This is a genomic window from Undibacterium sp. Ji83W (genome assembly GCF_049340385.1).
GTDB lineage: Bacteria > Pseudomonadota > Gammaproteobacteria > Burkholderiales > Burkholderiaceae_D > Undibacterium.
In genome coordinates, this window is sequence record NZ_JBMPOZ010000016.1 from 62,846 (window position 1) to 78,498 (window position 15,653).

The 15,653-nt window shown below is 48.1% G+C and carries 12 protein-coding genes; 1 reads left to right on the forward strand and 11 read right to left on the reverse strand.

Translation table 11 applies throughout. The annotated features are described in order from the left end of the window. The 7 genes from ACO0LD_RS22530 to ACO0LD_RS22560 all read right to left on the reverse strand — a co-directional run bounded on the left by ACO0LD_RS22530 (position 1) and on the right by ACO0LD_RS22560 (position 10,430). The gene (locus ACO0LD_RS22530) at positions 1-1,272 is read right to left on the reverse strand and encodes a YeaH/YhbH family protein (RefSeq protein ID WP_423010413.1); all 1,272 of its coding nucleotides are present in this window, start codon (positions 1,270-1,272) and stop codon (positions 1-3) included. A 55-nt stretch (positions 1,273-1,327) separates the two neighbouring features. Next, positions 1,328-3,250: a PrkA family serine protein kinase gene (locus ACO0LD_RS22535; RefSeq protein ID WP_423010414.1), complete on the reverse strand. Its 1,923-nt coding sequence runs from the start codon at positions 3,248-3,250 to the stop codon at positions 1,328-1,330. A 375-nt stretch (positions 3,251-3,625) separates the two neighbouring features. Continuing rightward, positions 3,626-5,926: a putative bifunctional diguanylate cyclase/phosphodiesterase gene (locus tag ACO0LD_RS22540; RefSeq protein WP_423010415.1), complete on the reverse strand. Its 2,301-nt coding sequence runs from the start codon at positions 5,924-5,926 to the stop codon at positions 3,626-3,628. A 536-nt stretch (positions 5,927-6,462) separates the two neighbouring features. Next, positions 6,463-7,275, reverse strand: a complete 813-nt coding sequence (locus ACO0LD_RS22545; protein WP_423010416.1) for an ABC transporter ATP-binding protein — start codon at positions 7,273-7,275, stop codon at positions 6,463-6,465. Positions 7,276-7,277: 2 nt separating this feature from the next. Beyond that, entirely contained in the window at positions 7,278-8,177 is a 900-nt protein-coding gene (gene ntrB, locus ACO0LD_RS22550; protein ID WP_423010417.1) for a nitrate ABC transporter permease, read from the reverse strand. 9 nt (positions 8,178-8,186) lie between these two features. Continuing rightward, entirely contained in the window at positions 8,187-9,470 is a 1,284-nt protein-coding gene (locus ACO0LD_RS22555; RefSeq protein WP_423010418.1) for a CmpA/NrtA family ABC transporter substrate-binding protein, read from the reverse strand. Between the two features lie 291 nt (positions 9,471-9,761). Further along, positions 9,762-10,430 carry an ANTAR domain-containing response regulator gene (locus ACO0LD_RS22560; RefSeq protein WP_423010419.1) on the reverse strand — a complete coding sequence of 223 codons (669 nt, stop codon included), beginning with the start codon at positions 10,428-10,430 and terminating at the stop codon, positions 9,762-9,764. 144 nt (positions 10,431-10,574) lie between these two features. Here ACO0LD_RS22560 and tsaD point away from each other — a divergent pair, with 144 nt between their 5' ends. Continuing rightward, positions 10,575-11,603, forward strand: coding sequence for a tRNA (adenosine(37)-N6)-threonylcarbamoyltransferase complex transferase subunit TsaD (gene tsaD, locus ACO0LD_RS22565; protein WP_423010420.1), 1,029 nt, complete (start codon positions 10,575-10,577; stop codon positions 11,601-11,603). A gap of 22 nt (positions 11,604-11,625) precedes the next feature. Here the strand turns inward: tsaD and ACO0LD_RS22570 are convergent, their stop codons facing one another. The 4 genes from ACO0LD_RS22570 to ACO0LD_RS22585 all read right to left on the reverse strand — a co-directional run bounded on the left by ACO0LD_RS22570 (position 11,626) and on the right by ACO0LD_RS22585 (position 15,573). Then, on the reverse strand, positions 11,626-12,087 hold the full coding sequence (locus ACO0LD_RS22570) for a cache domain-containing protein (RefSeq protein WP_423010421.1): 462 nt from the start codon (positions 12,085-12,087) through the stop codon (positions 11,626-11,628). Between the two features lie 95 nt (positions 12,088-12,182). Then, entirely contained in the window at positions 12,183-12,812 is a 630-nt protein-coding gene (plsY, locus tag ACO0LD_RS22575) for a glycerol-3-phosphate 1-O-acyltransferase PlsY (RefSeq protein ID WP_423010422.1), read from the reverse strand. A 94-nt stretch (positions 12,813-12,906) separates the two neighbouring features. After that, positions 12,907-13,398: a Cys-tRNA(Pro) deacylase gene (gene ybaK, locus ACO0LD_RS22580; protein WP_423010423.1), complete on the reverse strand. Its 492-nt coding sequence runs from the start codon at positions 13,396-13,398 to the stop codon at positions 12,907-12,909. 177 nt (positions 13,399-13,575) lie between these two features. Continuing rightward, positions 13,576-15,573, reverse strand: a complete 1,998-nt coding sequence (locus ACO0LD_RS22585; RefSeq protein ID WP_423010424.1) for a S9 family peptidase — start codon at positions 15,571-15,573, stop codon at positions 13,576-13,578. Positions 15,574-15,653 lie beyond the last annotated feature (80 nt).

Here is a 15,653-nt window from a genome sequence, read left to right on the forward strand (position 1 = left end):
TCATTTCGGCTGCTTCTTGAACAGTTCCCGAAAGACCGGATAAATATCCGCCGGTGTTTCTATTTTTTGCATCGCAAAGTGGGCTTGGTGCTCGGCGACTTTTTCATATTCCAGCCACAGGTTTTGCGGCTGTCCATCAGTAATTTCTACATAGGCATAATACTGTACCAAAGGCATGATGTTATTAATCAGTAATTGCTTGCAAGTGGCAGAATCATTGTCCCAGTTATCGCCATCCGACGCCTGCGCCACATACACATTCCAGTCTGATGCGGCATAACGTTCACGGACAATTTGTGCCAACAGATTCAAGGCAGAAGAAACGATAGTGCCACCCGATTCGCGGGAATGGAAAAAAGCCTCTTCATCAACTTCCAGTGCGGTCGTGTGATGACGTATGAAGACTACTTCTATTTTTTCATAGGCGCGTGTCAAGAACAGATATAGCAAGATAAAGAAGCGTTTCGCCGTATCTTTTTTTTGTTCATCCATGGAACCAGACACATCCAGCAAGCAAAACATTACGCACTGACTGGCTGGTTTGGGCACCTTGACACGATTGCTATAGCGCAGATCAAAAGGATCAAGGAAGGGAATGGCCAGCAGACGCATGCGCAGATGATGTATTTCCTCCTTCAGGGCGACAAAGTAGGGATCTTTGGGATCCATCCCCACTTCCAGCAAGACTGTCATTTCAGCTTCAGCATCTTTCAATCTGCGCGCAGATTTGCCACCCACTGCAATCCGCCTGCCCATGGCACCACGCAAGGAGCGCAGTACATGCAGGCTCGATGCTGTACCTGAAGTTTTATAACCGGCACGCTGGCTTTTGAAATCTGTAGTCGAGGTCAGTTGTGTCTTGACCATGTTTGGCAATTCCAGGTCCTCGAAGAAGTAATTCATGAATTCTTCGCGAGACAATTGAAAAACGAAATCGTCCTCGCTAGGATCTTCACTATTACCACCCTGGCCTTTGCCTGATCCGCCGCCGCCACCTTTTGGCCTGGCAACCTGGTCACCGCGCTGGTATTGCTCATTACCTGGCTGCACACCTTCCCATACACCGCCATGGGCATGACCAAAACTTGGTTCACTGACATCCTTGACGGGAATGGAGATGCGCTCGCCACTTTCTATATCAGTGATAGAGCGGCCTTTGACTGCTCTGGCAACAGCATCTTTAATCTGCCCTTTATAGCGACGCAAAAAGCGTTCGCGATTCGGGGCAGATTTATTTTTACCCTGGACACGCCGGTCAATCAGATGAACCAAAATGCTCTCCCGTTTGCCCTGAAATTTCCTGCACCGTTCTGCTATCCATGCTTCTTTATGAAGATTTCCTGACACGCAGATACCATTCACACAGCAGGCGTACCTGTTTGGCGGTATAGCCTTTGGCGACCATACGCTCAACAAATTCCTGGTGTTTGTTAGAGTCATCTGCACTGGCTTTGGCATTAAATGAAATGACAGGTAATAATTCTTCAGTATTCGAGAACATTTTTTTCTCGATCACCGTACGCAGTTTTTCATAACTGGTCCAGGCCGGATTTTTACCCGCATTCTGCGCCCTGGCCCTCAGCACGAAATTGACAATCTCGTTGCGGAAGTCTTTAGGATTGGAAATGCCTGCCGGTTTTTCTATTTTTTCCAGTTCATTATTCAGCGCATCACGGTCAAAACTTTCGCCTGTATCAGGGTCACGGAATTCCTGATCCTGTATCCAGAAATCAGCAAAGGTGACATAGCGATCGAAAATATTCTGACCATATTCTGAATAGCTTTCCAGATAGGCAGTCTGAATCTCTTTGCCTATGAATTCAGCATAGCGTTGCGCCATGTATTCCTTGATGAAGGAAACATATTTTTGCTCAATTTCTGGAGCAAACTGCTCACGCTCTATTTGCTGTTCCAGTACATATAACAAATGCACAGGATTGGCGGCAACCTCGGTGTTATCGAAGTTGAATACCTTGGACAAAATCTTGAAGGCAAAGCGGGTAGACAGGCCATTCATGCCTTCATCAACACCAGCATAATCAGCATATTCCTGACGCGACTTGGCCTTGGGATCTGTGTCCTTGAGGTTTTCACCGTCGTACACTTGCATTTTGCTAAAGATGCTGGAATTTTCTGGCTCTTTCAGACGCGACAGCACGGCAAATTGCGCCATCATTTTCAAGGTACCAGGGGCACATGGTGCGGCTGCCAGCGAAGAAGTGCGTACCAGTTTTTCGTAAATTTTTATTTCATCATTGACGCGCAGGCAATACGGCACTTTGACGATGTAAATACGGTCAAGGAAGGCTTCGTTGTTTTTATTGTTCTTAAAGGTTTTCCATTCAGACTCGTTGGAGTGAGCCAGTATGATGCCTTCAAACGGTATTGCGCCAAAACCTTCAGTGCCCTTGAAATTACCTTCCTGCGTGGCTGTCAATAAAGGGTGCAAGACCTTGATGGGAGCCTTGAACATTTCGACGAACTCCATCAGCCCCTGATTTGCCAGGCACAAGCCACCTGAATAACTGTAGGCGTCAGGATCATCCTGCGCATACTCTTCGAGCTTGCGGATATCAACCTTCCCCACCAGTGAAGAAATATCCTGGTTATTTTCATCCCCTGGTTCAGTTTTGGAAACCGCAATCTGTTTCAATACCGAAGGATAACGCCGCACCACACGGAACTGATTGATGTCGCCATTAAATTCATGCAGGCGCTTGACGGCCCAAGGACTGGGTATGTTTTTAAGATAACGACGTGGGATACCGAAATCTTCTTCCAGTAAAACCCCGTCCTCATCTTCGTTGAATAAACCCAGAGGCGATTCGTTGATGGGCGAACCCTTGATGCAATAAAAAGGGATTTTTTCCATCAAGAATTTCAACCTTTCGGCGATGGAAGATTTGCCACCACCGACAGGGCCCAGCAAATACAGGATTTGTTTACGTTCTTCCAGTCCTTGTGCAGCATGGCGGAAGTAGGAAACGACCTGTTCTATCACTTCTTCCATGCCATAAAACTCACGGAAAGCAGGATAGATCTTGATCACTTTATTTGAAAAAATGCGTGATAGCCGCGAGTCATGCCGGGTATCAACCAACTCTGGCTCACCGATGGCAGCCAGCATGCGTTCTGAAGCACTGGCATACACCAGTCTGTCCTTTTTACAAAGATCAAGGTATTCCTGCATGGAATACTCTTCTTCACGAGTCCGTTCATACCGCGCGGTGTAGTTGTCAAAGATATTCATCCCGACCTCCATGGATAAGCAGAAAACTTGCAAATACCGAACCGGTCTGGCGGCGATTTCAAATCAATTTGAATCAACTCAAATTATTGCCAGCCAGCACACTACAACTTTAGTGTAGTTGAAATTATCAAAACGTGCAGACGAAATTGTTACTCTGTGCAAAATGTTGGAAATAAGCAAAACGAAAAAAGCCAAACAAATTACGTCAAACATGACAACACACAAAGAGACAATCTACACTATCCAACGGGATTCAGTGAAAGGCGTTGACAGCGAATGTTAATTTCTGTGAGTAATGCCGCAGATGCACAAATTTTTCTGCGCATTTCCTCGCAATTCATTTATGCATATGCAGGAAATGTGACAAGAAGAATGTCAGGCGAGCTTGAATTTGTAAGTTGGCGCTGCTTCTTTGGGGGGCATTTCTGTGAGCAATAATTCCAGCGCTGAGACTTCCAGCGGTCTGTAATAATAATATCCCTGGAAATAATCACAGCCTATCTCTTTGAGAAAACTCTCCTGCTCTTCGTTTTCCACACCTTCAGCCACTGTGTGGCAAGACAAGATATTGGCAAGTGAAATAATCGCCTTGATGATCATTTCGCTTTTCTTGTTATTGCCTATCTGTGCAACAAAGGAGCGATCGATCTTGACGCTCTGTGCCGGGAAATGGCTAAGCTTGGACAGCGATGAATAACCAGTACCAAAGTCATCGATCGCAATATTAAAACCACGTGCCTTGAGTTCATCGAGATGATGTATGGTCAACGCTTCATTCGCAATCAGGCCCGTCTCTGTGATCTCAAACTCGATGTATGAAGGGGCGATATCATAGCGGTTGCAGCAACCGTCTATCAGTTGTAACAAATCATTGCGGGCGATATCGGTTGCGGACAAGTTCAGGGCAATCACCGGACAATCAGCAAAGCGGTTCAACCAGTCCCTGACCTGGCAACACACCTGGTTCATGACATAGTTGCTGATCAGTCTTATCAAACCAGCGCGTTCAGCAATCGGGATAAATTCTGCCGGTGCGACATTACCAAGGCTGGGTGATTCCCAGCGCAACAAGGCTTCCAGGCCGGCAATCTTGCCATCCCTGTCTACCTTGGGTTGATATACCAGACGGAATTCATTTTGCTTGAGACCATTGACGATGCCGACTTCAATTTCGACACTGCGGCGTATTTGCAGCGCGTCTTCTTCATCAAACAATGTGACGCTTTGATCACTGGAACGGCGCGCCGTATCCAAAGCCACTTCACTACGGCGTATCAGATCATCAGGATCAACATCTTCTGGCCTGACGAGGGCTATACCAGCTGAGAACTGTATCAACAAATTCTCACCATTGACTTCCAATTCCTTGGGTAGATTGTTTCTGACTTTTTCTACCAGCTTGATGATTTCACCAGGCGTGCGCGAATTCTCGACCACAAATGAAAACACGATGCTACGCAAGCGGGCACAGAAACAATTCTTGGGTAAGGCACGAGACAATTCCTCAGCAAAACGGCGCAACAGAATATCGCCGGTATGTGCGCCAAACTGTTGATTTGCATGGCGTATGCTATTCAAACGGAAAGACACCAGGGCGGTGACCTTGCTCTCGTCAATGCCGGCAAGAACGCCTTGCAAGTGACTGCGCAACATATCGCGGTTGGGTAAATTGGTCAATGCATCATGGCGACTCAGATAATCTTCACGTTGCAAACTAAGTTGCAATGCATGATGCATGGAATGCAGGCCAGAGACGTCGCGCAGGGCGACTATGTAGTGATCGGTAGAAGTCTGTGAAATATTTTCCAGTGCAACCAGTTTTCCATCTCGCGTTCGATAAGCTGACATGCGCATGTTTTCTGACTCTTCCGCATTCGGGCTCTTCAGGCGAACGCTATTATCCAGCGATAACCAGCCAAACAAGGCACGGTCGCTGTCATCATCAGCCTCACGCCCGAGCAAACTATTGGCCAGCTGATTCGCCTGCAAGATTTGTCCGCTGGCGTCGGTCAACAGCAAGGCTGTTCCGGCATTCTGGAACACTTCTTCATATTGTGCATGACTGACTTCCAGTGCAGCACTGGCCTGGCGATAACGCAGTGCAGATACATCCAGTTCATGCAAGACCCTGAACACGGCCAATGGCACACAGGTATTAAAGAACAGAAACAACAGCGACTGAATGTAAGTATTACTCGCAGGCAGCGTGACATCAAAACCAGGCACATTAAATAAAGGCCGGTTCAATAACAGCAAAAGAAAGGGCAAGACATTGAATGCCATCAAGCCTATGGCCAGACGGGTACCAAAGAACAACCTGGCAATAATCGGCGTGGTATAGATGAAGATATAGCCAAACTTGGCTATTTCGAATTGATCAATGAGGCAAACGATGGCAAATGCAGACGCATACACCGTGCCTATCAGTATAGCGGCACCGGCGCGCAGATGACGGGATGAATAGTACAGCCCCAATGCCAGCACCGCATAGAAAAAGCCTACCACCCACAACACCTGATAAGCACCAACTGCGATTGCGTCCAGGGAACTGTGAATCGCTACTGCCGCCTCCAGCACAAAGCCAGACATCAAAATGATACGTAGTGCACTTAATTTCCATGCAGCGTGCTCGGCAGGCGTTAATGCACTTTCATTAAGAAAAAGCCAGCGAAACATGTCATGCAATCAATATAAGAAGCCAGAGCCTGTTGTCAGAATAAGAGGGAATATCTAAATGCTTGCGGCAAAACAATTATTTACCATCAAGCATTTATTAACCACATTCACATCAACAAACCCCTATGAATCTGTAAAAAAATGTTTCCAAAAGGATTAGGCATTCTCTCATAGATTCAGTTTATTTCCGCACATATTGTCACAATTAGCCGCATTAAAAATGAAAACTATTTTTCATTTGGTAAATTGGGCAGATATTTATATTTCATATTGTATACCTGCTTAAATACTAGGCATTTCATTAGTACTCTTTTGGCAATCCTTATACTATCGGTAATGAAATACAGAGCATTGCTTATATTGCAAAAGTGAAATATAAGCAGCTGCGATGGCGAGTAATAACCTGGACTGGAACTCATCCCGGTTTATCAAATGAGCTTAAATAATTAAGCTCAATTTCTTTGTGGATTATTTGTGGATTATTTGTGAAATTACTGCCCCACCTGGCTTGCGGGGCAGTAACATTGCTCAGAAAATCAGGCAGCGTCATGCACCGGATGTGACTGGCGATGATATAAAAATTCCAGCACTTCAGTACGGTATGCAGCATATTGTGGATTTTGTGCCAATGCCACCCGGTCACGCGGCCTTTCCAGATTCACTTGCAAAACTTCACCTATGGTCGCAGCCGGGCCATTGGTCAACATGACAATGCGGTCTGACAACAATACCGCCTCATCCACATCATGGGTGACCATGACCACGGTTGATTGGGTCTTGGCGACGATCTTCAGCAATTCATCTTGCAGATGCGCGCGCGTCAGGGCATCGAGGGCGCCGAAGGGTTCATCCATCAGCAAGACTTTTGGTTCTATCGCCAGCGCACGGGCGATGCCTACGCGCTGCTTCATGCCACCAGAAATTTCATTCGGGCGTTTTCTTTCCGCATGCGTCAGGCCCACCAGTGACAAGGCTTGCATGGTACGTTTTTGCAATTTCGTGCCGTTCTCGGTCGCCCCAAACACGCGTTCCACTGCCAGAAAGACATTTTCATAACACGTCAGCCAGGGCAACAGAGAATGATTCTGGAACACCACACCGCGTTCCGGTGAGGGACCAGAAATTTCCCTGTTGGCGCACAGCAGAGTACCGGAACTGGCATTGGTCAAACCGGCAATCAGATTCAACAGCGTCGATTTGCCGCAACCAGAATGGCCGATCAATGTAATGAACTCGCCTTTTTTGACATTCAGATTGATATCGCGCAGTGCATGGAAACTGCCTTTCTTGGTATTGAAGACCATTTCAACCTGATTGATCTGTATGTACTTGTTGTCGATTTCATTCATGATCATGTCCCCACATCTTCGTACGTAAAGGCGCGTGCTATTGCCACCAGAATTTGTTCAAGTATCAGCCCCACCATGCCGATGACGACGATGGCAATGATGATATGCGGTACGTTCAGATTATTCCATTCATCCCAGACCCAGAAACCTATGCCCACACCACCCGTCAACATTTCTGCAGCGACGATGACCAGCCAGGCCGTACCTATCGCCAGCCTGACACCAGTCAGCATATATGGCAACACTGAAGGCAAGAGGATGCGGGTAATGATTTTCCATTCAGACAAATTCAGCACGCGGGCGACATTCATATAATCTTGCGGCACACGCTGCACACCGATCGCCGTATTGATGATCATGGGCCAGATTGAACAAATAAAAATAGACCAGATTGCCGCAGGATGAGCCGACTTGAATACCAGCAAACCTATGGGTAGCCATGCCAGCGGTGAGACTGGTTTCAACAGGCTGATAATGGGATTAAACATGCCGGACAAAAACTTGAAACGGCCTATCAAAAACCCCAGCGGTATCCCCACTGCCGCAGCCAGGCCAAAGCCCACCGCCACACGTTTCAGCGAAGCATAAATATTCCAGCCTATGCCCTGGTCATTTGGTCCTTTTTGATAAAAGGGGTCGGAGAATACCTTGATGGCTTCCTGCAAAGTCACCCATGGTGAAGGAAAAGTCGTGTTCTTCACCGCGATGATTTCCCATATCAGTATCAGCATGCCTATGCCAAATAAAGGCGGCAACACACTCAGGAAAAAAGGTCGGAACGAGCGTGGTTTTTTTTCTGCTTTGGGTTTTATTTTTTTCGCCACTTTAACTTCCGTCACTGTTGTTGCTGCGCTGGCTGCCGTGTCTTCCGCAGGCATTGCGCCATGTACCAAGGTATTCATAGCGACTCCTTAAGCCTTGATTTTGAAAGAAGCTGCATAGGCAGCGGGGTTCTTGCCGTCCCAGACCGTACCATCCATGAGTTTGCTGCTGCGCATGACATCCCTGGGAACAGATACCTTGGCCATGGCCGCCGCGTCCTTGTACACATCGATGCGGTTGACTGCTTTCGCTACTGCCAGGTAATCAGGGTCAGCCTTGAGCAAACCCCAGCGCTTATGCTGGGTCAGGAACCACATGCCGTCCGACAGATAAGGGAAATTCACCGCACCATCGTTAAAGAATTTCATGTAGTTAGGGTCGTCCCAGGTCTTGCCCAGACCATTTTGATAGCGTCCCAAAATCCGTTGATTGATGACATCAACCGAGGTATTTACATAAGACTTGTCGGCAATGGTTTCTGCCATCTTGGTCTTGTTGGACAAGGATGCATCGATCCAGCGGCTGGCATCCAGGATCGCGGCGACAACTGCACGTGCAGTGTTGGGATATTTCTGTACGAATTCTGACGTAGTGCCCAATACTTTTTCAGGGTGGTCTTTCCAGATGTCTTGTGTAGTTGCTGCCGTGATGCCTATGCCATCCGCAATTGCGCGGTGATTCCAGGGCTCACCTACGCAATAACCATCCATATTACCAACCCGCATATTAGCCACCATTTGTGGTGGTGGCACGGTAATAACCTTGGCGTCTTTCATGGGGTTGATGCCATGTGCAGCCAGCCAGTAATACAACCACATGGCGTGGGTACCTGTGGGGAAAGTCTGGGCGAAGGTATATTCACGTTTGTCGGTTTGCATGAGCTTGGCCAAACCTGCACCATCAACCGCGCCCTTCTCTGCCAGTTTTTTTGACAGGGTAATTGCCTGGCCGTTATTGTTCAGCGTCATCAACACGGCCATGTCTTTTTTATTTCCGCCTACGCCCAGTTGCACACCATAGATCAGGCCATACAACACATGGGCTGCATCGAGTTCACCATTGACCAGTTTGTCACGCACGCTGGCCCAGGAAGATTCTTTACTGGGGATAATCTTGATACCGTATTTTTTATCAAAACCCAGTACTGATGCCATCACCACCGAAGCGCAATCAGTGAGCGGAATGAAGCCGATATGTACTTCTTCTTTTTCTGGTTTATCGGATCCCGCGGCCCATACTCCACCTGTACTCAAGCCCATGATGCCTGCCCCACTTGCCAGTGCAGCAGTTTGCAAGAAACTGCGACGTTTGAAATTCGGTTCATTTTCTTCCTGCGTCTTGATGAGATTGATAGAAGTTTCCTGATTCGACATGTCTGCACTCCAGCTAAAGTAATTTCTATAATGAAAAAAGGTGTCGTTCCACCACGGAAAACCGTGTGGAAAGACACCTTTGTCTTGTGAGGTGACCGCCGTTAGTCAGACTCACATTTTTTCTTAAGCACCAGCTTTGGCGCTTTCTTTTGATACAGCAATTGCCGTGCCAGCTTAAACACAAGGATTTATATCCTCAGACCATCCCTGCAAAACAAAACTTCCTTAAAAATCCACATCGGATTCGCACCTAAATGACGCAACGCACCATTTACACGCACAAATCTGGACTTACCCTCCTAGCAAATCCGCCACATCTAGCATGCGTTGCGCCAGGTCAACCAGTTTGAGGTTTTTTTCCATCGCCTGTTTGCGCATTTTTTGATAAGCCTCGTTTTCCGACAGATGATGACGCTCCATCAACAAACCCTTGGCCCGCTCTATGGTTTTGCGCTCATGCAACTTGGCCTTGGTATCAGATAATTCACTACGCAGCTTTTGATCCGCATTGAAGCGAGCCATCGCAACATCCAGCACAGGCTTGATGCGCTCAGACTGCAAACCTGCGACCACATAGGCAGACACACCCGCTTCCATGGCGGCGGCCATATTGGTTTGGCTACCATCTTCGGTGAACAAGACGATGGGGCGTGGGGCATCGCGGGTCAGCATGACCATGTGCTCGAGTACATCGCGCGAATCAGATTCGGCGTCAATGATGATCATGTCGGGCTGCAACTGGGCGATACGCTCACTCATATAAATATCGCCAGGAATAACGGCAATGATGTTGTAACCCGCTTGCAGCAAGCCTATGCGCAAGGCACGTGAACGCGCCAGCTGCGCCTGAGCATGCTCTTGCAATTCGTCTTCACGCTGGATAACAGTATTCACCACCACGATCCGCAGGCTGGGTGAGGTCAGTGTTGTCGCATCGTCATTATTTGCTTTGCCGCGCATTTGTGGCCCATGCCAGATATAATTACGTTCTATGAGTCATAGCAAGAATCGCACCAATCTCTGGCATGCAATGAAAACAAGCAGCGTATTGCGTTCTTGCAGGCATTGGCAATGGCTTAATTCTCTCCCCACTTAGAAACAAACATGATAGTTCTCGGCGTTGAATCCTCCTGTGACGAAACCGGTCTTGCCCTGTATGACACAGAGCGTGGTCTGCTTGCCCATGCCCTGCATTCACAAATCGCCATGCATCAGGAATATGGTGGAGTCGTGCCGGAACTGGCTTCACGCGATCACATACGCCGTGCCCTGCCCTTGTTGACTGAAGTATTGAGCAAGGCTAACGTAGACAAACAATCCATCGATGCAATTGCCTATACCCAGGGGCCCGGCCTTGCCGGTGCCTTGCTGGTTGGTGCCTCGGTTGCTTGCGGCCTGGCTATGGCGCTGGATAAGCCTGTACTGGGTGTGCATCATCTGGAAGGTCACCTGCTGTCACCATTGCTGGCCAGCCAGCCACCGGAGTTTCCCTTTATCGCCTTGCTGGTATCTGGCGGACACACGCAATTGATGCGTGTTGACGGCGTTGGCCGTTACCAGTTACTGGGTGAAACTCTGGACGATGCTGCCGGTGAAGCCTTTGACAAGTCAGCCAAATTGCTGGGCTTGTCTTATCCAGGTGGCCCGGCAATTTCACGCATGGCAGAATTTGGTGACCCTGCTGCTTATCAATTCCCACGCCCCATGCTGCATTCCAAAGACTTGAACTTCAGCTTTTCTGGCTTGAAGACAGCGGTATTGACGGTCGTGAAAAATCACCCTGCGAATATCTGCGAACAAGATAAAGCCAATATTGCACGCGGCTTTGTTGATGCCATCGTCGCGGTACTAACGGCCAAATGCATGACTGCAATGAAGGAAAGTGGTTTGAAGCGTCTGGTGATCGCTGGTGGCGTCGGTGCCAACCTGCAGTTGCGCGCCTCCTTGAACGCCGCAGCCGCAAAGAAACGTTTTCAGGTGTATTACCCGGAGCTGGAATTCTGTACCGACAATGGTGCAATGATCGCCTTTGCAGGAGCCATGCGCCTGAAAAACAATCCCGGCCTGGCAACGCGGGATTATGGCTTTAATGTCAAACCACGCTGGCCTTTGCAAGAATTGATTGCGGCTTGATCTTATCCAAGACCAAGCAAGACTATTTATAGATGCCACAGCCAACGATAACATTCTCGAATTTTTCCACATACATGGATTTGGGCTCTATTTGTTTCGTGGTGGGATTGACGAATTTATAATCCTGCCAGGCCTTACCCTTGGCTTTAACTAATTCTATACGCTCGCGTATAAAGAATTTGCCATCGACGTCGGTCAGGTCCATCATCTCTTTGCCGACCATTTTGGGATTCAGGTGGGCGAGATTTTTACCATTCATGTCATACACGACCACGTACAAGTCGCGGTCCTGATACTGACCATCGCGCTTATTGACTTCTGTGATGGTTGCCTCGACACCATGTTTTTTCATTGCATCGATGGCCTTTTGCACCATGGCTTTGGCCTCGTTGGCACTGCCATGTTCCGCCGCAAAGGCCGAAAAGCTCATCAGACTCAGGGATAAAAATCCAGCCATCCAAAGTTTCACGAATCGCGTCAGCATAAGCAAACCCCTCATTGATGGATAAAAAGCATGGAGCTTTTTAAGCATAAATGAGGGGCAGAGAATAATCTAGATTTATTTACAATCTTTAAGACTTATCTTTTCTTGGCCTCTTTTGCTACCGTCTTTTTGCTGCCAAGGCGGCTTTCCTTGCCAGCAATCAGATTGGCGATATTCTGGCTGTGGCGATATACCAATAAGGCACTCATGATGGCGATGGACAGCATTTTGACATCAGGGCCGAACAGCAGGCCGTAATAAAAAGGCGCAAAAATCGCCGCAACCAAAGCTGCAAGTGATGAATAACGAAAGGCAAACGCGACCATCATCCAGCTCACCAGCGTTGCCACACCCAGCCAGATATCGATACCGATCAATACACCGGCTGCGGTGGCCACGCCCTTGCCGCCAACAAACTTGAAAAACACTGGCCACAAGTGGCCGATAAACACGGCGATTGCAACGATAGCGACGCCACTGTCACCAAGATCAAACTGATCCTGAAACCGGATCGCCAGCCACACCGCCAGCCAGCCTTTGAACGCATCGCCCAACAAGGTCAGCACGGCTGCAGCCTTGTTCCCGCTACGCAGTACATTGGTCGCTCCAGGATTTTTTGAGCCATAGGTGCGCGGATCAGCCAAACCAAATAATTTGCTGACCACCACCGCAAACGACAGCGAACCGATCAGATAAGCTGCGACTGCAGCCAGAATTGTATTCATCTTATTCCTTCATTCATCAATGCTTCGCAAGTATAAGCCAGGCAGGTAGCAGAAATGGCTACTCAGGCGAAATTCTTGGAATTGGGTTCCAGGGCTACTCGTCCAACGCACAATCAACAGGGCGCGCCTGCAACAGATTTTCCAGCAAGCCAGGGACTATGCCTATCAGATAGCCACGCTGGCCACCATTGATATAAATTTTTGGCAGCGCCAGTATGCTGCGCTCCACATATACGGGCATGGCCTTTTTAGTGCCAAAGGGTGAGGTGCCGCCAACCAGGTAGCCCGAATGCTTTTGCGCATTTTCAGGCTTGCAGGGTTCAACTGACTTGCAACCAATCTGCCTGGCCAGATTTTTGGTAGACACTTTTTTGTCGCCGTGCATGAGCACGATCATGGGCTTGGCAGCTTCGTCCTGCATCACCAGTGTTTTTACGACATGGTGCTCATCCACGCCCAACTCACGTGCGGACACAGAGGTGCCACCATGCTCTTCATATGCATAGGGATGCTCAGTAAACTCTGCTTTGTGCTTGCGCAGCAATTGGGTAGCTTGAGTTACCGATACATGTTCTTTCTTGGCCAAATTACACTCTCAAAAACAGGATTTGCGAAAATATGCAGCTGTAATACCGCCGCAAATTATAGCCTTCGATTGCAAACTTGCATAATTTACGCATCAAGATGGAAAGAAAAAAAACCGACAAGCGAACTTGTCGGTTTTTAACTTACTGCAAAATTTACTGCAGTCTAAAGCCAGCCATTATTTTTTTGCGGCAGGAGAATTGTCGCCAATATATTTGTCTATGAAGTTTAGAACAGATTCACCCCACAGGATGCGGTTACTTTCTTTCGCCCAGCCATGCCCCTCGCCAGTAAACACCATCCAATCAACAGTATTTCCTTGTGAGCGCAGCTTGTCGCGCATTTTTTCACCATGGATCAAAGGTACACGTATGTCTTCACTACCATAGGCCATAAGTACAGGTGCCTTGATCTTACTGGCGTTTTCTATCGCTGACACTTTATGGAAATAGGCATCGTCGGTTTTTGGATCGCCATGCATTTTCGTCCCTATGTTATCCATATACGGACCAGACATATCCGACCAGTTGACGGTAAATAGCATTTTGACGTCGGTCACACCCACCCAGTTAACACCACACTTATACAGATCCGGATCTTTTACCAGGCCATACATGGTGGCATAACCACCATAGCTGGCACCGATAATACAGACCCGGTTCTTGTCTACGATGCCTTGCTTGACCAGGTTTTCAATGCCATCAGTAATATCATCCTGCATGGTCAGACCCCATTGCTTCCAGCCGGCGGTATGGTGCTTCCAGCCAAAGCCGGTAGACATGCGGAACTGCGGCTGGAATACCACATATCCACGCGATGCCAGCAACTGTGTCATAGGATCATAACCATAGCTATCGCGCGCATGCGGACCACCGTGGATGTAAGCAACCAATGGCAGGTTTTTCGCAGGCGTGCCTTCTGGCAAAGTCAGGTAAGCAGGTATGTTCAAACCATCCCTGGCTGTATAGTTAATGACTTTTTGAGCAGACAATTTCTTGCCTTCAAATTCTGGCTTTGCAACGTAGATGGGTTCGAGTGCCTTCTTTTCAGTGTCATAGAAATAGACGGAACCAACATTATTATCGCCGCGTACAACAACAACGACGTTTTTTCCTCTCCATTCAAAAAACACTCTTTGGCCGGGGAAACTTGCACGCAAACTGGCATCCAGTTTGGCGTAGTCCTCGTCAAAATAGATGCTCTCCGGTGTCATTGCCTCGACATTGACACCAATCAGCTTCTTGCGTTGCAAATCCAGTTCCAGGTCTGACACGTCCGCATCAGGGTGATCGGCGACCATTTCACCGACTGTCTGCTTGGCAAAGTCCCAGATATACACAGCAGATTTGTCACGGCCATTGAAGCGCCCCGCTACCAGCAAAGTTTTATTATCGAAATCAAATCCCAGAGGATGCATTTCTTTGCCTTCGTCGAGGTAAGCCTGATGTATCGTTTTCCAGGCACTGCCTTCACCATCGCGGTAATACACGGTCTGCTTGATACGCTTGTTGTCTGGATCAACACTATTCGATACGCCAACCCGGATAACATTATTATGATCAAGCAACCAGCCACCTATTTTGCCCGGATTATCAAAAGTCAGGAGCTTGGTTTTACCAGTTGTAGTATCCAGGCGTAACACGTCTGACGCACCTAATTGCGCATCGCGGCCACGCTGATTATTCACCACAATGAGATCGTTACTTACATCATCAACGCGGCTCAATATGGAATAAGGTTTGTAGGCAATATGTCCACTTCTGGCGTCTTTCAAGGTAGGGACCAGCTTTCTGAACGCAGAACCATCCACGTTCACTGCGAACAGGCCACCACCATCATTATCTTCCATCACCACGTCGCTACCGCGACTAAGGCTGAACACCAGGCGTTGATTATTAACCCAACGTGGGCTGACAATGTCCCAGTCCACATCAGCAGCAACTACCTTGGGCTGACGTGAACTCAGTGGAATAACCGCCAGGGCAAAGCGACCATTGCGCGGCACCAGGACAGCCATAGTCTGACCATCGGGAGAGAGGACAGGACGTCCACTGAACTGTGCTTTCTTAAAAAAATCCGCCACCGGAATGGATTTATCTGCGTAGGCAGGCAAACTCATTGCACCTGCCACGCACAATATGCTGGCAAGTACAGTCTTACAAAATTGTTTCTTCACGATTTATCTCCCTCAGAAGAATTTGTTTTTATCACTTTGTTTTTTTATCGTTAAGCGTCAAAAAATAACGCTTGGAAAAA

Coding starts and splice junctions, on each gene's coding strand:
- ACO0LD_RS22560 (WP_423010419.1), bottom strand. CDS start 10,430: ATGCGCGGCAAAGCAAATAATGACGATGCGACAACACTGACCTCACCC.
- ACO0LD_RS22540 (WP_423010415.1), bottom strand. CDS start 5,926: ATGTTTCGCTGGCTTTTTCTTAATGAAAGTGCATTAACGCCTGCCGAG.
- plsY (WP_423010422.1), bottom strand. CDS start 12,812: ATGAATACAATTCTGGCTGCAGTCGCAGCTTATCTGATCGGTTCGCTG.
- ACO0LD_RS22535 (WP_423010414.1), bottom strand. CDS start 3,250: ATGAATATCTTTGACAACTACACCGCGCGGTATGAACGGACTCGTGAA.
- ACO0LD_RS22545 (WP_423010416.1), bottom strand. CDS start 7,275: ATGAATGAAATCGACAACAAGTACATACAGATCAATCAGGTTGAAATG.
- ACO0LD_RS22570 (WP_423010421.1), bottom strand. CDS start 12,087: ATGCTGACGCGATTCGTGAAACTTTGGATGGCTGGATTTTTATCCCTG.
- tsaD (WP_423010420.1), top strand. CDS start 10,575: ATGATAGTTCTCGGCGTTGAATCCTCCTGTGACGAAACCGGTCTTGCC.
- ACO0LD_RS22555 (WP_423010418.1), bottom strand. CDS start 9,470: ATGTCGAATCAGGAAACTTCTATCAATCTCATCAAGACGCAGGAAGAA.
- ntrB (WP_423010417.1), bottom strand. CDS start 8,177: ATGAATACCTTGGTACATGGCGCAATGCCTGCGGAAGACACGGCAGCC.